Source organism: uncultured Modestobacter sp., assembly GCF_947486615.1.
GTDB lineage: Bacteria > Actinomycetota > Actinomycetes > Mycobacteriales > Geodermatophilaceae > Modestobacter.
In genome coordinates this window covers 17,193-35,441 of sequence record NZ_CANKUD010000004.1, presented here as the reverse complement: position 1 = coordinate 35,441, position 18,249 = coordinate 17,193, and the positions used below count along the sequence as shown (strand labels likewise).

Here is an 18,249-nt window from a genome sequence, read left to right as displayed (position 1 = left end):
TCGTACCGTGGTCGAGGTGACGGACGCCGCACCGACGGGGACCTCGCAGTCCCCCACCCTTCCCGCTCCCGAGGCCCCTGCTCCGACGACGCTGGGCGAGCTCCGCGCCAGCGGCGCCACCCCGCGGCCGGTCAAGGCCGAGATCCGCGACAACCTGCTCGCCCGCCTCGCCGCCGGGCAGCCCTCCCTGCCCGGGATCGTCGGCTTCGAGGAGACCGTCGTCCCCGAGGTCGAGCGCGCCCTGATCGCCGGGCACGACCTGGTGCTGCTCGGCGAGCGCGGCCAGGGCAAGACCCGGCTGATCCGCACCCTGGTCGGCCTGCTCGACGAGTGGACGCCGGTGCTGGTCGGCAGCGAGCTCAACGAGCACCCGCTGGCCCCGATCAGCGTCTGGGGGCACCGGCAGGTCGCCGAGCACGGCGACGCCACCCCGGTCGGCTGGCTGCACCGCAGCGAGCGGTTCGGCGAGAAGCTGGCCACCCCCGACACCAGCGTGGGTGACCTGATCGGCGACGTCGACCCGATCAAGGTGGCCGAGGGCCGCACCCTGGGCGACCCGGAGACGGTGCACTACGGGCTGGTGCCACGCACCAACCGCGGCATCTTCAGCGTCAACGAGCTGCCCGACCTGGCCGAGCGGATCCAGGTGGCGCTGCTGAACGTGCTGGAGGAGCGGGACATCCAGATCCGCGGCTACCGGGTGCGGTTGCCGCTGGACCTGCTGCTGGTGGCCAGCGCGAACCCGGAGGACTACACGAACCGGGGCCGGATCATCACCCCGCTCAAGGACCGGTTCGGCGCCGAGGTGCGCACCCACTACCCCATCGAGCTCGCCGATGAGATCCGGCTGCTGCACCAGGAGGCGCAGACCGGCTGGCTGACCGGCAACGGCCTGGACGCCCCGCTGGTGCCCGAGCACCTGGTGGAGATCGTCGCCCGGTTCACCCGCCTGGTCCGCGAGTCCAGCCACGTCGACCAGCGCTCCGGGGTCAGCGCCCGGTTCGCCATCGCCGGGCTGGAGACCGTCGCCGCCTCCGCCGTCCGGCGGGCCGCGGTCGCCGGGGAGACCCGGCCGGTGGCGCGGGTGGTCGACCTGCCCAGCATCGTGCCGGCCAGCCGGGGCAAGGTCGAGTTCGCCGACGCCGGCAGCGACGCCGACGACGACCGTGACCTCGAGGTGCTGGAGCACCTGCTCCGGCAGGCGACCGCGCAGACGTTCCGGGCCCGCTGCGGCGGCCTGGACCTGACCGGCCTGCAGGAGCACTTCACCGGCGGCGACACCGTCGAGTCCGGCGACCTGGTGCCGGCCGCCGCCCTGCTCGGGCAGCTCGGCACCATCCCGCACCTGGCCCAGCTGCTGGGCCGGCTCGGGGTGCCCGAGGGCGAGCAGTCCGCCGAGCAGGCCGCCGCGGCGGTGGAGTTCGCGCTCGAGGGGCTCTGGCTCACCCGCCGGCTGGCCAAGGACACCGACGGCTCCCGCACGGTCTACGGGGCCTGACATGCCCCAGCGACGGCACGGCGGGTACCGGTACGGCAAGTGGCGGGGCGGGCCCGATCCGCTCGCCCCGCCCTACGACGTCGCCTCCGCGGTCGACGAGATCGGCGACCAGGTGCTGGCCGGCAGCGGCGTCCGGGAGGCGATGCGCGACCTGCTGCGCCGCGGGGCGGACGGACGGCGCGGGCTGGACCAGCTCCGCCGCGACGTCCGCGACCGGCTGCGCAAGGCCCGGCAGGCCGGCCGGCTGGACGGCACGCTGGAACAAGTGCGCGAGCTGCTGGACCGCGCGGTGGAGGCCGAGCGGACGGCACTGTTCCCCGACCCGGACGACGGCGCCCGGCTGGCCGAGGCCGAGCTGGACGCGCTGCCCCAGGACACCGCCGGCGCCGTCCGGGCGCTCAAGGACCGCGCCTGGCGCTCGCCCGAGGCCGCGCAGGCCTACCGGGAGATCGAGGACCTGCTCCGGCAGGAGGTGCTGGACAGCTCCTTCCAGGGGATGAAGCAGGCCCTGCAGCAGATGGCCGACGGCGACGGCGCCGCGATGCAGGCGGTCAAGGACATGGTCGCCGACCTGTCCGCACTGGTCGACGCGCACAACCGCGGCGAGGACACCGACGCCCAGTTCGCCGACTTCATGAGCAAGCACGGGCAGTTCTTCCCCGACGACCCGCAGTCGGTGGAGGAGCTGATCGACTCCCTCGCCCGCCGGGCCGCGGCCCAGGAGCGGATGATGGCCGGACTGTCGGCCGAGCAGCGGGCCGAGCTGCAGGACCTGATGGGCCAGGCGATGGGCGACCTCGGGCTGCAGAGCGAGATGGCGCACCTGTCCGACGCGCTGCGCCAGGCCCGCCCCGACCTGCCGTGGGGCCAGCGCGGTCCGGTGCCGGACGGCGAGCAGGGCCTCGGCCTGGGCGACGCGACGACCGCGGTCGCCGAGCTGGCCGACCTCGAGTCGCTGTCCCAGCAGCTGTCCCAGGGCTACGCCGGCGCCTCGCTCGCCGACGTGGACGAGGAGCTGCTGGAACAGGCGCTGGGCCGTTCGGCCGTCGACGACCTGGCCGCGCTGCGCCGGCTGGAGCGCGAGCTGGAGCGGCAGGGCTGGCTGAACCGGTCGGAGGGCGCGCTGCAGCTCTCCCCCAAGGCGGTGCGCCGGCTGGGCGCCACCGCGCTGCGCCGGGTGTTCGCCCAGCTGTCGGCGACCGGCCGCGGCGAGCACGACGTCGCCGACGCCGGTGCCGCCGGCGAGCTGACCGGGGCGTCGCGGGAGTGGCGGTTCGGCGACGAGCAGCCGCTGGACGTCGTCCGCACGGTGCGCAACGCCGTGCTGCGCAGCGCCGGCACGCCGCGGCAGGAGGGCGCGCGCCGGGTGCAGATCGCCGTCGAGGACTTCGAGGTGGTGGAGACCGAACGGCGCACCGGGGCCGCCGTGGCGCTGCTGGTCGACCTCTCCTACTCGATGGCGCTGCGCGGCACCTGGGGCGCGGCCAAGTCGACCGCGATGGCGCTGCACTCGCTGGTGACCACCCAGTTCCCGCAGGACGCCATCGAGATCATCGGCTTCTCCTCCACCGCGCAGGTGCTGCGCCCGGAGACCCTCGCCGAGCTCTCCGTGGACACCCTGCAGGGCACCAACCTGCAGCACGGCCTGATGCTGGCCCGCCGCTTCCTGGCCCGGCACCGGGACGCCGAGCCGGTGGTGCTGGTGGTCACCGACGGCGAGCCCACCGCCCACCTCGAGGACGACGGGACGCCGTACTTCTGCTGGCCGCCGATGCCCGAGACGATCGCCCGCACCGTGGCCGAGGTGGAACGGGTGGCCCGCTCGGGCGCGACGCTCAACGTGTTCGCACTGGACCCCGAGCCCGGGCTGATCGAGTTCGTGCACGACATCACCGCGCGGGCCGGCGGGCGGGTCTTCCAGCCCGACAGCGAGCGGCTCGGCGAGTACGTGGTCGCCGACTACCTGCGCGCCCGCCGGGGACGCGGTCGCCGCTGAGGGAGGACCCCGCTGCCCATCGCCCAGCGGGGCGCACCGGCGCATCGAGGAGGTCGGGGAGACTGGAGGCGTGAGCACCGAGTCCGCGGCCCGCACCGGCACGATCACCATCGAGCAGGTCGACGCAGCGACGACCTACCCGCTGCGCGCCCAGGAGCTCCGCCAGGGCCGGCCGCTGGAGATCGACGAGGACGACGCCCCGTACACCCTCCACCTGGCAGCCCGGGTCGACGGCGGCGAGGTGGTCGGGGTGGTCCGCTTCCACCCGCGGGACTGCCCGTGGCGGGAGGGCGAGGGCTCCTGGCAGCTGCGCGGCATGGCCACCGACCCGCGGGTGCGCGGGCTGGGCGCCGGCCGGGCGCTGGTCGCCGCGGGGCTCACCCGGGTCGCGGCCCGCGGAGGGCAGCTGGTCTGGTGCGACGCCCGCGCCAGCGCCGTCGGCTTCTACGAGCGGATCGGCTTCAGCACCGTCACCGAGGAGTACGACCTGCGCCCGGTCGGCCCGCACCGCGGCATGCTGATCGAGCTGCCGATCCGCTGAACCCGCACGCGGTCAGCGCAGCGGGTGCGCCCCGCTGGAGCTGATCCCCGGGATCTGCCCGGCCCGGAAGGCGTCCACGAACAGCCGGTGGTCGTCCCGGGTGCGCTGGGCGTAGGAGTGGGCGAAGGCGGTCAGGTCGGCGATCAGCTCCTCGCGCCGGTCGCCGACCATCGCGGTGATCGCGTCCTCGGTCTGGAAGTCCACCAGCTCGTGGTCGCTGTCGGCGTCCCCGACGCAGTGCATCTTGGCCGTGGCCCGGCCCAGCTGGGTGACCACCGGGAGGATCTCCTCGGGCTCGGTCAGGTCGTCCCAGTCCAGGTCCAGCTCGTAGGGCGACAGCTCGGCGACGACGAACCCCACCCCGTCGATCTCGGTGTGCCCCAGGAACGGCGAGGCATGCGACTGCAGCGCCCGCTGGCTCATCGCCGTCCGGTGGCCCTCGTGCTCGAAGTGCCGGCGGATGGCCGGGTCGGTGACCACGCGGCTGACCGCGGACACCCCGCCCTGCTTGATCGACAGGACGACGTCGTTCTCCAGCGCCTGGTCGTAGCCCTCGATCAGCACGTTGTAGGCGGGCAGCCCGGCGCTGCCGATGCCGAAGCCGCCGGTGGCCACGACGTCCTTCACGTCGTAGGTCACCTCCCGACGGCGCTGGCCCTCGGGCAACGTCTCCCGGTAGCGCTCGACGGCGGCCAGCACCACCGCGTGCTCCGCGTCGTCCAGCCGGCGGGTGCGCGGGCCGTCGGCGAAGCGCCGCTGGTGGCGCTCGATCACCGTCATCCGCTCCAGCAGGCCGATCCGGGTGCGCTCGGTGGTGCTGAGCACCAGCTCGTGCACCGCGCCCTCGGTGTTCTCCCGGCGGAGCGCGAACGAGCGGTCGTCGTCGGCGGCCACGAAGGCCTGTACCTGGTCGAGGTAGGACTCCAGGAAGCGGCGCAGCACGGCGTCGATCGCGTCGTCGCCGAGGGCCTTGCGCCAGGCCAGCAGCGCGAAGCTGGCGGCGAACCGGCGCAGGTCCCAGCTGACGTGGCCGAGGTAGGCCTCGTCGAAGTCGTTGACGTCGAAGACGATCCGGCCCTGACCGTCCATGTAGGTGCCGAAGTTCTCCGCGTGCAGGTCACCCTGGATCCACACCCGCGACGTCCGCTCGTCGCACCAGCGATCCGACAGCGTCGCCATGTCGGCGTAGAACAGGCACGCCGAGCCGCGGTAGAAGGCGAACGGGTCGGCGGCCATCTTGCGGAACTTGGTCCGGAAGGCGTCCGCGTCGGCGGCCATCAGGTCGGCGAAGGCGTCGACGAGGACGTCGATGATCTGCTGCTGACGGTCGTCGTCCGCAGGGGTGAGGTCAGCGTGGTCGGCCACGGCCCCACCGTAGGCGGTGGCTAGCCTGGTGATCAGCGCTCCCGACCGCAGGACGCGGCGGAGGAGCCGGGAGAGAGGACGGGCCGGGTGACGCGAGCGAGCAGGGCGCGGCGACTGGCGACCGGCGCGGTGTACGGCGGCGGCGGGGTCGGACTGGCCGGCGCCGCACTGGTGACGCTGCTGCGCGAGGAGGCCCGCGCGGCCCGGCGCAGGATCACCGCCGGCACGGCCACCGCCGACCCGCCGACCGGCAACGGCGTCTACGGCCGCGGCCGCGGCAAGCCCCTGGTCCTGACCGTGCTGGGTGACTCCAGCGCCGTCGGGCTCGGCGTGGACGACCCGGGCGAGACGCCGGGCGTGCTCATCGCCGCCGCCCTCACCGAGCTCGCCGAGCGGCCGGTCCGGCTGGCCAAGTTCGCCCGGTCCGGTGCCGTCTCCAAGGACCTCGCCGCCCAGGTCGACCTGGCGCTGGACGAGCACCCGGACGTCGCCGTGATCATGATCGGCGCCAACGACGTGACCAGCCGGGCCCGGCCAGCGGACTCGGTGCGGGCGCTGGCCGAGGCGGTCCGCCGGCTGATCGCCGCCGACTGCCAGGTCGTCGTCGGCACCTGCCCCGACCTCGGCACGATCCGGCCGATCAGCCAGCCGCTGCGGCTGCTGGCCCGGCGCTGGAGCCGCCAGCTCGCCGCGGCACAGACCATCGCCGTGGTTGCCGAGGGCGGGCGCACCGTCTCCCTGGGCTCGGTGCTCGGCCCGTCGTTCGCCACCGACCGTGGGCTGTTCAGCAACGACGAGTTCCACCCCTCGGCCGCCGGCTACGCCGCCGCCGCGGCGTCGCTGCTGCCCTCGGTCGCCGACGCGCTGGGCGTGTGGCCGGCCGCCGCCGACCGCGGCCTCCGGTTGCGCCGGGACACCGTGCGCCCGATCGCCCAGGCGGCCGCCCGCGCCGCCGGGCGCCCCGGCACCGAGGTCCAGCCGACCGCCGTCCGCGGCCAGGAGACCGGGCCGCGGGGCCCCTGGGCCCGGCTGCGCCGCCGGCGCCCGCCGGACATCCCGACCGCCGAGCGGGCCGACGACGCCGTCTCCGCCGCCGCGTCGTCCTGAGGTCGGGTGCCGCTCCGTACCCGGGAGTAGGTTCGAGGCGACAGACGTCCGTCGCCGCCCGCCGGGGCGGCGCGCCTCATCGTGGAGGACCCATGCCCGAAGCCGTCATCGTCGCCGCCGCCCGCTCCCCCATCGGCCGCGCGTTCAAGGGGTCGCTCAAGGACTTCCGCCCCGACGACCTGGCCGCCACGATCACCCGGGCCGCGCTGGACCAGGTGCCGCAGCTGGACCCGACCGACATCGACGACCTGATGCTCGGCTGCGGCCTGCCCGGCGGTGAGCAGGGCTTCAACATGGGCCGCGTCGTCGCCGTCCTGATGGGCATGGACCACCTGCCCGGGACGACGATCACCCGCTACTGCTCCTCCTCGCTGCAGACCACCCGGATGGCGCTGCACGCGATCAAGGCCGGCGAGGGCGACGTGTTCATCTCCGCGGGCGTGGAGATGGTGTCCCGCTTCGTCAAGGGCAACTCCGACGCCATCCCGGACACCCAGAACCCGCGGTTCGAGGCCGCCCAGGCCAAGGTCGCGAAGGCCGCCGAGAGCGGGGCCGACTCCTGGCACGACCCGCGCGAGGACGGCGACCTGCCCGACGCCTACATCGCCATGGGCCAGACGGCGGAGAACCTCGCGCTGCTCAAGGACGTCTCCCGCGCCGAGATGGACGAGTTCGCCGTCCGCAGCCAGAACCTGGCCGAGCAGGCCATCGCCAGCGGCTTCTGGGAGCGGGAGATCACCCCGGTCACCACCCCCGACGGCACCGTGGTGACCACGGACGACGGCCCGCGCGCCGGCACCACGATCGAGGGCATCTCCGGCCTGAAGCCGGTCTTCCGCCCCGAGGGCCGGGTCACCGCCGGCAACGCCTGCCCGCTCAACGACGGCGCCGCCGCCCTGGTGGTCATGAGCGACACCAAGGCCGCCGAGCTGGGCATCACCCCGCTGGCCCGGATCGTCTCCACCGGCGTCACCGGGCTCTCGCCGGAGATCATGGGCTACGGCCCGGTCGCCGCCTCGCAGCAGGCGCTGGCCCGCGCCGGGATGTCCATCTCGGACATGGACCTGGTGGAGATCAACGAGGCGTTCGCCGCGCAGGTCATCCCCAGCTACCGCGACCTGGGCATCGACATCGACAAGCTGAACGTGCACGGCGGCGCGATCGCCGTCGGGCACCCCTTCGGCATGACCGGCGCCCGGATCACCGGCACCCTGCTCAACGGCCTGCGCGCCCGGGACGGCCAGTTCGGCCTGGAGACCATGTGCGTCGGTGGCGGCCAGGGCATGGCGATGGTGCTCGAGCGCCTGAGCTAGCAGTTCCGTCCCCGGGCCCGCGGCGCGCGGAGCGTGTCGTGGGCCCGGGGACGGGGTCCTTCTCATGACAGTGGCCCGGCCCCCTCGCGGGGACCGGGCCACTGTCGTTGTCAGGCCCCTTCAGAGGCTCGCCCCGAGCGTGCAAGGGGTGAGGAGAAGGAGGCCCTTCATCAGTCGCTGGACTGCAGGTAGCTCAGCAGACGCAGGATCTCCAGGTACAGCCAGACGACCGTCACCAGGAGGCCGAAGGCGATGTACCAGGCGAACTTCGGCTCGGCACCGCGGCGGATCGCCTCGTCGGCCATGTCGAAGTCGAGCAGCAGCGAGAACGCCGCGACACCGATGACCACCAGGCTGAAGATGATGGCGAACGTGCCACCGTCACGCAGGCCGAGGCCGCCGGGGGTGAAGAAGCTCGCGACCAGGTTGACCAGCACCAGGGCCAGCACACCGAACATCGCGCCGACGATCCAGCGGGTCAGCTTCGGGGTGACCCGGATCGCGCCGGTCTTGTAGACCACCAGCATGCCGACGAAGACACCGAAGGTGCCGATCACCGCCTGCATGATGATGTTGCCGCCGAACTGCAGGGCGTAGAGCTCGCTGATCGCACCCAGTGCGATGCCCTCGAGGGCCGCGAAGGCCAGCGTGGCCCCGGGGTTGGCGATCTGCTTGAACGAGATCACCATCGCGATCACGAAGGCGATCAGCACCGCCGGCAGCGCGAAGGCCGCGGCGGAGGTGCCCGGAAGCGCCCAGGTCGCGGCGGCGGCCAGGACGGTCACCAGGAAGGTGATGCCGGTCTTGGTGACGACGTCGTCCATCGTCAGGTAGGCGCGACCGGTGGCCGCGTACGGCGACGGTGCGGCGTAGGGGTCCTGCTGGGTGGGAGCCCCGCCGTACGTCTGCTGCGGGGCGGTGCCCCAGCCGGCGTTCTGGCCGGTGCCGGCCGCGGGGAACCCCCGGCTGAAGGCCGGGTTGCTGCTGGGCATCGTCATCTCCTCGAGGTGACTGGTCGGACCGTGAGGCAGTCGGTGCACCCCACGCTGCCTGTTCCAACGCCAGGTCAGCCCGGCGAGTTCCCACTCTCCCGGCACCACTCGGACGGGTGCCCCCGGTCGGGTTCGAACCGACACCGGGACCCTTTTAAGGGGCCTGCCTCTGCCGATTGGGCTACGGGGGCGTCCAGCGCTCAGGAGCTTGCCAGCTCCGTCGCGCGGGCGAGCACGGCGTCCAGCATCGGTTCGGTCAGCTTGCCGGTGAAGGTGTTCTGCTGGCTGACGTGGTAGCTGCCCAGCAGGGTCAGCGGGCCGTGCGGACCGGCCAGGGTGACCTCCACGCCGTGCCCGAACGCCGGCCGTGGCCGCGGCAGCGTCACCCCGGCGCCGGCCAGCACCGGCCACAGCGCCGTCCAGCCGAACCCGCCCAGGACGACGACCACCCGCAGCCGCGGCAGCAGCGCGAGCTCACGGGCCAGCCACGGCGAGCAGGTGTCCCGCTCCTCCGGCGTCGGGGCGTTCGCCGGCGGCGCGCACCGGACGGCGGCGCACACCCGGACGTCGGTGAGCTCCAGACCGTCGTCGGCGTGCACCGACGTCGGCTGGTTCGCCAGCCCGGCCCGCCAGAGCGCGGCGAAGATCCAGTCACCGCTGCGGTCACCGGTGAACACCCGGCCGGTGCGGTTGCCGCCGTGGGCGGCCGGCGCCAGCCCGACGACGGCGATCCGCGCATCCGCCGGCCCGAGCCCGGGCACCGGGCGGCCCCAGTAGTCCTCGTCCCGGAAGGACGCCCGCTTGACGTGGGCGACCTCCTCCCGCCAGGCCACCAGCCGCGGGCAGGCCCGGCAGCCGGAGACCCGCTCGTCGAGCAGCACCAGGTCGCGGCTGCCGGCCGCGCCGCGCCGGACCCCGGCGGCGCTGCGGGTGACGGGGAAGCCGTCGGCGTCACGTGCCATGCCGACAGCACAGCACTGCTCCGGGAGCGCGCCGCAGCCACCCCCGGCATGATCGTGGGGTGGCGAAGAAGCAGAAGGTGAAGACCCCGTTGTTGTACAAGCTGCTCGGCCCGGCGATGGCGATCCCGGCCGGGATCGTGGTCAAGAAGGTGGCCGACACGACGTGGGAGAAGGTGCGGGGCTACCCGCCGCCGAAGAACCCCGCCGCCCCCGGCGTCACCTGGCCCGACGCACTGGCCTGGGCCGCGGTCTCCGGCGCGCTCTACGCCGCCGGCCGGCTGGTCGCCGCCAACGCGGCCGCGACCGTCTACCAGAAGGTCACCGGCAACCTGCCCCCCGGCGTCAACGCCGACAGCGCCGCCTGAGAAAGGACCCCCCTGCCCCCCACGCCTCGCACGCTCGGCGCGGGCCCCTGCAGGGGGGCCGACGGGACGGGCCCTGCGGGCCCGTCCCGCGGCGTCAGGAGCGCGCGAGGCGGAGGGCGATGCCGTCGAGGATGTCGTGCTCGCTGACCACGACGTCCTCGAGTTCGAAGGCGTCCATGATCACCCGCAGCACGAGGGCGCCGGCGCCGATGACGTCGACCCGGCCCGGGTGCATGACCGGCGAGGCCGCCCGCCGGGCCCGGGTGGCGGTGAGCAGCCCGGCGGTGACCGAGCGGACGGCGCCGACCGGGATGCGGGAGCCGTGGATGGCGGCCGGGTCGTAGGCGGTCAGGCCCAGCGCCAGTGCGGCGACCGTGGTCACCGAGCCGGCCAGGCCCACCAGGGTGGCGGCCTCCCCCACCGGGACCTCGGCGGCCACCAGGTCCAGCGCCGCGCGGACGTCGGCCTCGGCGGCCTGCACCTCGTCCGGCGGCGGGGGGTCACTGCGCAGGTGCCGCTCGGTGAGCCGCACGCAGCCGACGTCCACCGACCGGGCCGCGCGCACCCCGGCCGCGTCGCCGAGCACGAACTCGGTCGAGCCGCCGCCGATGTCGACGACCAGGTACGGCGGGCGGGGCGCCGCCTGACCGTGCGCCTGCGCTGCCGCCGCCAGGGACGCGGTCGCCCCCAGGAAGGACAGCTCGGCCTCCTCCACCCCGGGCACCACGTCGGGCAGCTGGCCGAGGGTGGCGACCACCATCGCCTCGAACTCGTCCCGGTTGGCGGCGTCCCGGCTGGCACTCGTGGCGACCATCCGCACCCGCTCGGCCCCCAGCTCGCGGGCCTGGGCGGCGTACTCGGCCAGCACCACACGGGTGCGCTCGATCGCCTCCGGGGCCAGCCGGCCGGTGGCGTCCACCCCCTGCCCGAGCCGGACGACCTCCATCCGGCGCAGCAGGTCGGTGTGCGCCCCCTCGGCCGGGACGTCGGCCACCAGGAGCCGGATGGAGTTGGTGCCGCAGTCGATGGCGGCGACCCGGGTCACGCCCGTCCCCCCGCGTCCGGGGAGCGCAGGTCCGCAGCGTCCGGGGAGCGCACGTCCGCCGGGTCCTGGGGGGACGGCTGGGCGCACGGCCCGGCCGACCACCACTCCCCCATCTCGGCCACCGCCCGGTCGCCGATCGGGTTGACCCCGGGGCCGGCGGCCAGGGCGTGGCCGGCCAGCGCGTGCAGGCACTTCACCCGGTCGGGCATGCCGCCGGCGGTGGCCCGGGTCGGCAGCACGTCCCGCGCGTCGCGGGTGGCCAGGAACGCCTCGTGCGCCGCGAGGTAGGCCGCGGCCAGCTCAGGGTCGGTGGCCAGCTCGTCCTGCCACTCGCGCATCCGGCCGGCGGACTCCAGCCGGCTCGCCGCCGCCGTCGCCCGCGGGCAGGTCAGGTAGTAGAGCGTCGGGAACGGGGTGCCGTCCTCCAGCCGGGGCGAGGTCTCCACGACGTCGGGCTGGCCGCACGGGCAGCGGTGCGCGACGCCGACCAGGGCGCGGGGCGGGCGGCCGAGCTGGCGGGCGATGACGGCGCGCTCGTCCGGCGTGACCGGCGGCGAGACCTGGGCGGGGTCGGGACTGGACACCCCAAGAGTCTCCGGCAGCGCCTCGACCCGTCGCGCACGGCCCCCTCCCGGCACCCGACGCGAGCTGGTGTCGGGGCAGGTCGTCGGAGACCTCGCTCAGTCGCCGTCCGTCGCGGGCTCGCCGTCGGCGGTGGCGATCGAGCCGAGCAGGCCCTCGTACCAGGGCACCGGTGCGCTGGGGTCCGTCGCCCCGGGCGGTGCGTCGGCGGTGTCTCCCGGGTCGCCGGCGTCGCCCACGATGACCAGCCGGCTGCCCGGCGGGACGAGGGTCAGCCGCTCGCGCGCCTGCTGCTCGACGTAGGCCGGGTCGGCCTGCTGGTCCAGCCGGGCCTGCAGCTCGGCCGCCCGCTGGGTGAGGGCGGCCTCCTCGGCCGCCAGCTGGGCGAGCTGCTGCCGGCCGGCGACGTACTGGCGCAGCGGGCCGGCCAGGGTGAGCGCCAGCAGCAGCACCAGAGCGGTGAGGAGGACGGCGCGACCGGTGAACCGCGGACCGCGCCGGGGTGCGGTCCCCCGGGTCGGGCGGCGGGTGGTGCGGCGGCCCGGCCGGCTGTCCGCCGCACCGCGGGCACCGGCCCGCACCGGTCGCGACGGGGTCCGGCGACGGCCGCCACCGGACCGGCCGCGACGGGTGGGACCGGTGCTCACTGGTTCTCCTCGCTGTCAGTGCTCGAACGGGCCCGCCCCGGCGCCGTGCTCACGGCCGGGACGGGCCCGTTCGGGGCGCCGGGTCAGCCCTGGCGGGCGGCCAGCCGCGGGAACGCGGCGGCGCCGGCGTAGCGCGCGGCGTCGTCCAGCTCCTCCTCGATCCGGAGCAGCTGGTTGTACTTGGCCACGCGCTCGCTGCGGGCCGGGGCACCGGTCTTGATCTGCCCGCAGTCGGTGGCGACGGCGAGGTCGGCGATCGTGGTGTCCTCGGTCTCGCCCGAGCGGTGGCTCATCATGCAGCGGTAGCCGTTGCGGTGGGCCAGGCTGACCGCGTCCAGGGTCTCGGTGAGCGTGCCGATCTGGTTGACCTTCACCAGCAGCGCGTTGGCGGCGCCGCGGGCGATGCCGTCGGCCAGCCGGGCCGGGTTGGTGACGAACAGGTCGTCGCCGACGATCTGCACGCGGTCGCCCAGCTGCTGGGTCATGGCCACCCAGCCGTCCCAGTCCTCCTCGTCGAGGGGGTCCTCGATCGAGACGATCGGGTAGGCGTCGACCAGGCCCTTGTAGTAGTCGACGAGGTACTCGGCCGAGCGGGTCTGCCCCTCGAAGTCGTAGCCGCCGTCGGTGTGGAACTCGGTGGCGGCGACGTCGAGGGCGAAGGCGATGTCGGTGCCGACGGTGTAGCCGGCGGCCTGCACGGCCTCGACGATCAGGTCCAGGGCGTCCCGGTTGCTGGGCAGCGACGGGGCGAAGCCGCCCTCGTCGCCCAGCCCGGTGGCCAGGCCACGCTTCTTCAGCACCGACTTGAGGGCGTGGTAGGTCTCCGTGCCGACCTGGAGGGCCTCGGCGAAGGAGGCCGCGCCGATCGGCGCGATCATGAACTCCTGCACGTCGACGTTGCTGTCGGCGTGGGCGCCACCGTTGAGGATGTTCATCATCGGCACCGGGAGCAGGTGCGCCGAGGGGCCGCCGACGTAGCGGAACAGCGGCAGGCCGGCGGACTCTGCGGCGGCCTTGGCGACGGCGAGGGAGACGCCGAGGATCGCGTTCGCGCCGAGCCGGGACTTGTCGGGGGTGCCGTCGAGGTCGATCAGCCGCTGGTCGACCAGCCGCTGCTCGGCGGCGTCGAAGCCGACGAGCTCGGGGCCGATCACGTCCAGGACGCCGTCGACGGCCTGGGTCACGCCCTTGCCGCCGTAGCGGCTGCCGCCGTCACGGAGCTCCACCGCCTCGAAGGCGCCGGTCGAGGCGCCGCTGGGCACGGCGGCCCGGGTGATCGTCCCGTCGTCGAGGGCGACCTCGACCTCCACGGTGGGGTTTCCGCGCGAGTCGAGGATCTCCCGCGCGCCTACTGCGTCGATGCTGGCCACGGGCTGCAGCCTAGCCAGCCGGCGCGACGCGGTGACACCCCCGCGCCGAACACCCGGCGACCAGCGCGTGCCCGGTAGGACGGACGACCAGCGCGTGCCTGGGACGATGACCGGTGATGACGCACCCGCCCGCCCCGACCCCGCACCGGCACCGCCGCGCCGTCGGCCAGCTGCTGCTCGGGTTCGTCCCGGTGCTGCTCGTCGGCCTGGTCCTGCTCGTCGGCCTGGCCCTGCGGCTGCCCGACGTGCAGGCACCGCTGGCCGCGGCCCGGGAGACGACGACCGCCACGGTCACCGCCACCGGCACCGCCCCGGACGGTCGCGGCCTGGACGTGGAGTTCACCGACGTCGCCGGGGCGGAGCGCGCCGGCCGGATCGAGCTGGTCGAGCCGCTCGACGTGCCGGTGGGCGCCGAGCTGACGGTGAGCTACGACCCGGACCTGCCGGCCGGGGGCACCGTCCCGGTGTTCACCGACGGGGACGCCGCGCACGCCGCGGTCGGCGACGTCGTCTTCGGGCTGGTCGCGGTCGCGCTGGTGGTGCTGGTGGTCGGCGCGCTGACCCTCGTCCGGTTGCTCGGCCGGCCCCGGCTGCGCACCCGCCCGACGACGACGGTGCCCGCCACCCACGTCGTCGTCCGGCAGGGCCTGCTCGTGCGCAGCGCCCTCGAGCTCGACACCTCGGCCGGCCGGCGGTGGCTGCCGGTGCACTGGGCGCCCGAGCTGGACCGCCTGACCCCCGGCACCCGGGTGACCGTGCACGGCGACCCCGCCCGCGCCCGGCAGGTGCTGCCGGTCGTGGACGGCACCGAGGTGTGGCCCTCCGGGCGGCTGCGCAGCCGGGAGCCGCGCGGGGAGGTGCGGCAGGCACCCGTCGACCCGGCCGCCGTCGAGGTGGGGCTGGGGCGGCAGGCCCGGGCCGACGGCGTGCTGCCCTTCCTGGCGCCCGTGCTCGGGCTGCTGTGGGCCTACGTCGACGGCAGCGGGCCGCGCGGCTTCGCGGTGGCCACCGCGCTGGCCGCCGCGGTGCTGTTCTGGCTGCCCCAGTGGCTCGGCTCGGACCCGCGGGCGACCCGCGCCTCCTGACCGGGCACGTCAGGCGGTCGGCTCGGCCTCCGCGTCGGTGCGGGCGCGGGCGGCCAACTCCTCCTCGCTGGGCCCGGTGAAGGCCCGGGACCGCTCGCGGGCCTCCTCGCTGCCGGTGAACAGCCCGGCCTGCGGCCCGGCCGGTCGGGCGTCGCCGTCCACCGCCCCCGGACGGCGACCCGGTGCGACGACGTCGGGTCCGGCGGTGCCCTCGTTGCGCACCTTCGGCAGCCCGGTGGGGTGGGTGCGCTGCAGCCAGACCACCAGCCCCTCGCGGACGTGGCAGCGCAGGTCGAACAACGTCGGCCCGTCCTTGGCGCTGACCAGCACCCGCACCCGGACGAGCGCGCCGACCGCGTCGGTCACCTGCAGCACCTTGACCCGCTGGTCCCAGAGGTCGTCGCCCGCCAGCAGCCGGTCGAGCTCGCCGCGCATCTCGTCGAAGGGCACCGTCCAGTCGACGTCCATCTCCACCGAGCCCAGCACGGCGGACTCCTTGCGGGTCCAGTTCTGGAACGGGGTGGTGGTGAAGTAGGTCGAGGGCAGCACCAGCCGGCGGTCGTCCCAGACGTGCACGACCACGTAGGTGAGGGTGATCTCCTCGATCCGGCCCCACTCGTCCTCGATGACCACCACGTCGTCGACCCGGATCGCGTCGGTGAACGCCAGCTGCAGACCGGCGAAGACGTTGGCCAGCGAGGTCTGGGCGGCCAGACCGGCCACCACGGACAGCACCCCGGCGCTGGCCAGGATGCTCGTGCCGGCCGCGCGGGCGGAGGGGAAGGTCAGCAGCATCCCGGCGATGGCCAGCACGGCGATCACCGCCACGGTCAGCCGGCGGATCAGCGAGACCTGGGTGCGCACCCGGCGGGCGTGCCGGTTGTCGGCCACGTCGACGTCGTAGCGGGCCAGCGCGAGATCCTCGACGACGAACGCGGCGACCGCGATCAGCCAGGCGACCGCGGCGATCAGCAGCAGCCCGAGCACCCGGACGACGACGTCGCGCCACTCCCCCACCCCGGGCGCCGCGTCCAGCACGACCGTGACCGCCAGCAGCACGAGGAACAGGCGCAGCGGTCGCCGCCCGCGCCGGGACAGGTCGGCGACGGCGGCCGATCGACCGACGAAGCGGGAGACCACCAGGCCGATCACGACGGCCGCCAGCCAGGCCACCAGCGCGGCGCCGGCGACCACCAGCAGCAGCGCCCAGGTGCTGTCGGGCAGCACCCCGGAGACCCTGTCGTCGGCGGCGGACAGGACCTCGAGGTCAGGGTGCGCAGGCACGCGGGTGTTGCTCCTCCCAGCGGGGACGGTGGACGACCGGGCACCTCGTCGGCCGGTCGTCCACCCACGCTAGGGGCAGCAGCTGTGCCGAGCCGGGCGGTCCGCCGTGCGATGACCCACAGCCGCGGGCAGCTCAGCCGTCGGTGCGGGCGTGCGCGGCGGCGTCCAGCTCGTCGGCGTACCGGCGGACGGCGGTGCGCAGGGCGTCCTCGGCGTCCCAGCCACGGCGGCGGGCGGCCACGACCAGCCCCAGCAGCAGCTGCCCGAGCTCGTCGGCGTCCCGGGCGGCCAGCTCACCGGCCGGCGGGGTGGGCAGGCCGGCCCGCTCGGCGCGCCCGGTGAGCGCGGTGGCCCAGGAGGTGGCCGGCTGTGAGCGGGACACCCCCTCGGTCGGCGAGCGCCGCTGCTTCTCGGTCTTCTTGATCTCGTCCCAGCCGCGTTCCACCGCGGCGACGTCCCGGGGGCCGGCGTCGGCGAACACGTGCGGGTGCCGGCGTACGAGCTTGTCGACCAGGTCACCGGCCACGTCGTCGACGTCGAAGCCGGGCTCGGCCTCGGCGGCGACCCGGGCGTGGAAGGCGACCTGCAGCAGCACGTCGCCCAGCTCCTCGCGCATGGCCACCGGGTCCTCGTCCACGATCGCGTCGTAGGCCTCGTGCGCCTCTTCCAGCAGGTAGCCGCGCAGCGAGGCGTGGGTCTGCTCGGCGTCCCAGGGGCAGCCGCCGGGCGAGCGCAGCCGGTCCATCACGGTGACGACGTCCAGCAACCGGGCACCGGGCGGCTCGGGGGCGCCGGCCACCCGGCGGACGCGGTCCCAGCCGGCCGCCTCCTCCGGAGTGGCCAGCAGGACGGCGCCAGGGGCCCCTGCGTCGGCCTGTGCGGCGCCGGTGACGTCGATGACCGCGATGCCCTCGGCGCGGAGCGCGGTCGCGGTGGCGGCGGCCCCGGGCAGGGCGAGCACGGCGGGCGCGGCGGTGACCGCCCGCCAGCCGGCGGGGGCGAGCAGGCCGGGCAGGCGGGGGCTGACGGTGACGAGGAGCGCGACGGGCACCCGCTCAGTCTCCGGCAGGTGCGGCACCCGCGTCGGCCAGCAGCTGCACGACCCCGCCGTCGGCGGGGACCACCTGCCCCTCCGTCAGCTCCCCGTAACGCGGGTTGACCACGACGTCCAGGTCGTCCCGGACGGCGGACACCAGCTGCTGGCCCACCGCGTCGGCGTCGGCGAGGGCCTGCTCCGCGAGCTCGTCCCGCACCTCCTCGAACGTCGGCCGGACCACCGCGCGCACGAACCCCACCACCACCCCGCCGGCCTGGGGCACCGCCAGGGTGAAGCCCTGGCCGGGGGCGGTCCGGGCGACCTCGGCGGCGAGCACCTGGGGCAGGTCGGCCGGGGGCCGCGCCTCGATCTGCGGCAGGGTGTTCGGCCCCGCGTACTGCGCCGCGACCGCCGGGTAGGCGGCCGGGTCGGCGGTGAGCCGGGCCAGCACCGCGTCGGCGGCGGCCTGGTCGGGCACCGTCACCAGGCCGAGCTCCACCTGGCCCAGGCTCTCCCGCACCTGCTCGTAGCGGGCGCGCAGGCCCGCCTCGGACAGGTCGGCCTCTCCCACGGCCGCCGCCAGCCGCTGCCGGATCAGCTGCTGGCGCACGTTCTCCACCACGTCGGCCTCACTGGCCCCCTGCTGCCGGGCGACCTGCGCGAACACCGCGGCCGGGTCGCTGCCGTCCAGCAGCTGCCCGATCCGGTCCCGCACGTCGGCGTCGGTCACCTCGACGTCCAGGCGCTGGGCAGCGGCGTCGTGCACCGCCTCGGTCACCTGCAGGGAGAGGACCTGACGGGTGAACGCCGCCTCGCCGTCCCCGACGAAGGCGGCGATGTCGGGGTCGGCGAGCCGCCGGGCGACCGCGTCGTCCAGCTCGGCGACGCTCACCTGCGTCTGGCCCACGTAGGCGGCCACGGACGGCGCCGTGCGGCAGCCGGCCAGGCCACCCAGCCCGGCGGCACCGACGAGCAGGACGGCGAGCACTCTGCGGCGCGACACGGCGGCAGCGTGCCACAGCGATGTGACCTGCGTCGCCCCCCGCGCCTGGCCCGGCGCG

General features: G+C 75.2%; 17 protein-coding genes and 1 tRNA gene. 7 read left to right on the top strand and 11 right to left on the bottom strand.

All coding sequences use genetic code 11. The annotated features are described in order from the left end of the window. The first annotated feature begins 16 nt into the window (after positions 1-16). The 3 genes from Q1A09_RS08780 (at position 17) to Q1A09_RS08770 (ending at position 4,035) form a co-directional block, all read left to right on the top strand. The gene (locus Q1A09_RS08780; protein WP_299953669.1) at positions 17-1,498 is read left to right on the top strand and encodes a sigma 54-interacting transcriptional regulator; all 1,482 of its coding nucleotides are present in this window, start codon (positions 17-19) and stop codon (positions 1,496-1,498) included. Between the two features lies 1 nt (position 1,499). Then, entirely contained in the window at positions 1,500-3,494 is a 1,995-nt protein-coding gene (locus Q1A09_RS08775; protein WP_299953666.1) for a VWA domain-containing protein, read from the top strand. Between the two features lie 70 nt (positions 3,495-3,564). Next, positions 3,565-4,035: a GNAT family N-acetyltransferase gene (locus tag Q1A09_RS08770; protein ID WP_299953663.1), complete on the top strand. Its 471-nt coding sequence runs from the start codon at positions 3,565-3,567 to the stop codon at positions 4,033-4,035. 12 nt (positions 4,036-4,047) lie between these two features. Here Q1A09_RS08770 and Q1A09_RS08765 read toward each other — a convergent pair whose 3' ends face one another. Then, the gene (locus Q1A09_RS08765) at positions 4,048-5,400 is read right to left on the bottom strand and encodes a DUF2252 domain-containing protein (protein WP_299953661.1); all 1,353 of its coding nucleotides are present in this window, start codon (positions 5,398-5,400) and stop codon (positions 4,048-4,050) included. Between the two features lie 87 nt (positions 5,401-5,487). Here Q1A09_RS08765 and Q1A09_RS08760 point away from each other — a divergent pair, with 87 nt between their 5' ends. Beyond that, positions 5,488-6,507, top strand: coding sequence for an SGNH/GDSL hydrolase family protein (locus Q1A09_RS08760; RefSeq protein ID WP_299953658.1), 1,020 nt, complete (start codon positions 5,488-5,490; stop codon positions 6,505-6,507). Positions 6,508-6,599: 92 nt separating this feature from the next. After that, positions 6,600-7,820: an acetyl-CoA C-acetyltransferase gene (locus tag Q1A09_RS08755; protein ID WP_299953655.1), complete on the top strand. Its 1,221-nt coding sequence runs from the start codon at positions 6,600-6,602 to the stop codon at positions 7,818-7,820. A gap of 170 nt (positions 7,821-7,990) precedes the next feature. Here the strand turns inward: Q1A09_RS08755 and Q1A09_RS08750 are convergent, their stop codons facing one another. The 3 genes from Q1A09_RS08750 to Q1A09_RS08740 form a co-directional block, all read right to left on the bottom strand. Next, positions 7,991-8,812: a Bax inhibitor-1/YccA family protein gene (locus Q1A09_RS08750; protein ID WP_299953652.1), complete on the bottom strand. Its 822-nt coding sequence runs from the start codon at positions 8,810-8,812 to the stop codon at positions 7,991-7,993. Between the two features lie 117 nt (positions 8,813-8,929). Further along, a tRNA-Leu gene (locus Q1A09_RS08745) sits at positions 8,930-9,003 on the bottom strand. A 9-nt stretch (positions 9,004-9,012) separates the two neighbouring features. Continuing rightward, positions 9,013-9,774: a uracil-DNA glycosylase gene (locus tag Q1A09_RS08740; protein ID WP_299953650.1), complete on the bottom strand. Its 762-nt coding sequence runs from the start codon at positions 9,772-9,774 to the stop codon at positions 9,013-9,015. A 59-nt stretch (positions 9,775-9,833) separates the two neighbouring features. Here Q1A09_RS08740 and Q1A09_RS08735 point away from each other — a divergent pair, with 59 nt between their 5' ends. After that, positions 9,834-10,139 carry a DUF4235 domain-containing protein gene (locus tag Q1A09_RS08735; RefSeq protein ID WP_299953648.1) on the top strand — a complete coding sequence of 102 codons (306 nt, stop codon included), beginning with the start codon at positions 9,834-9,836 and terminating at the stop codon, positions 10,137-10,139. 94 nt (positions 10,140-10,233) lie between these two features. On the opposite strand, the gene Q1A09_RS08730 is transcribed toward Q1A09_RS08735, so the two are convergent. The 4 genes from Q1A09_RS08730 to eno form a co-directional block, all read right to left on the bottom strand. After that, complete coding sequence (locus Q1A09_RS08730; RefSeq protein ID WP_299953646.1) at positions 10,234-11,184, bottom strand: Ppx/GppA phosphatase family protein; 951 nt, start codon at positions 11,182-11,184, stop codon at positions 10,234-10,236. Continuing rightward, entirely contained in the window at positions 11,181-11,768 is a 588-nt protein-coding gene (locus Q1A09_RS08725; RefSeq protein ID WP_299953645.1) for a DUF501 domain-containing protein, read from the bottom strand. The genes Q1A09_RS08730 and Q1A09_RS08725 overlap by 4 nt, the downstream gene beginning before the upstream one ends. A 96-nt stretch (positions 11,769-11,864) precedes the next feature. Then, complete coding sequence (locus tag Q1A09_RS08720; RefSeq protein WP_299953643.1) at positions 11,865-12,413, bottom strand: septum formation initiator family protein; 549 nt, start codon at positions 12,411-12,413, stop codon at positions 11,865-11,867. Between the two features lie 83 nt (positions 12,414-12,496). Next, the gene (eno, locus tag Q1A09_RS08715) at positions 12,497-13,783 is read right to left on the bottom strand and encodes a phosphopyruvate hydratase (protein ID WP_299953640.1); all 1,287 of its coding nucleotides are present in this window, start codon (positions 13,781-13,783) and stop codon (positions 12,497-12,499) included. Positions 13,784-13,899: 116 nt separating this feature from the next. Between eno and Q1A09_RS08710 the strand changes: the two genes are divergently transcribed. Beyond that, a complete protein-coding gene (locus Q1A09_RS08710) occupies positions 13,900-14,868 on the top strand; it encodes a DUF3592 domain-containing protein (protein WP_299953639.1) in 969 nt (322 codons plus the stop codon). 9 nt (positions 14,869-14,877) lie between these two features. Here Q1A09_RS08710 and Q1A09_RS08705 read toward each other — a convergent pair whose 3' ends face one another. The 3 genes from Q1A09_RS08705 to Q1A09_RS08695 all read right to left on the bottom strand — a co-directional run bounded on the left by Q1A09_RS08705 (position 14,878) and on the right by Q1A09_RS08695 (position 18,191). After that, on the bottom strand, positions 14,878-16,152 hold the full coding sequence (locus Q1A09_RS08705) for a mechanosensitive ion channel family protein (protein ID WP_299953638.1): 1,275 nt from the start codon (positions 16,150-16,152) through the stop codon (positions 14,878-14,880). 133 nt (positions 16,153-16,285) lie between these two features. After that, positions 16,286-17,203 (bottom strand): MazG family protein, encoded by a 918-nt coding sequence (locus Q1A09_RS08700; RefSeq protein ID WP_299953637.1) that lies wholly within the window; start codon positions 17,201-17,203, stop codon positions 16,286-16,288. A gap of 4 nt (positions 17,204-17,207) precedes the next feature. Continuing rightward, positions 17,208-18,191, bottom strand: coding sequence for a SurA N-terminal domain-containing protein (locus Q1A09_RS08695; protein WP_299953636.1), 984 nt, complete (start codon positions 18,189-18,191; stop codon positions 17,208-17,210). Between the last annotated feature and the right edge of the window lie 58 nt (positions 18,192-18,249).

Coding starts and splice junctions, on each gene's coding strand:
- Q1A09_RS08775 (WP_299953666.1), top strand. CDS start 1,500: ATGCCCCAGCGACGGCACGGCGGGTACCGGTACGGCAAGTGGCGGGGC.
- Q1A09_RS08755 (WP_299953655.1), top strand. CDS start 6,600: ATGCCCGAAGCCGTCATCGTCGCCGCCGCCCGCTCCCCCATCGGCCGC.
- Q1A09_RS08750 (WP_299953652.1), bottom strand. CDS start 8,812: ATGCCCAGCAGCAACCCGGCCTTCAGCCGGGGGTTCCCCGCGGCCGGC.
- Q1A09_RS08740 (WP_299953650.1), bottom strand. CDS start 9,774: ATGGCACGTGACGCCGACGGCTTCCCCGTCACCCGCAGCGCCGCCGGG.
- Q1A09_RS08710 (WP_299953639.1), top strand. CDS start 13,900: ATGACGCACCCGCCCGCCCCGACCCCGCACCGGCACCGCCGCGCCGTC.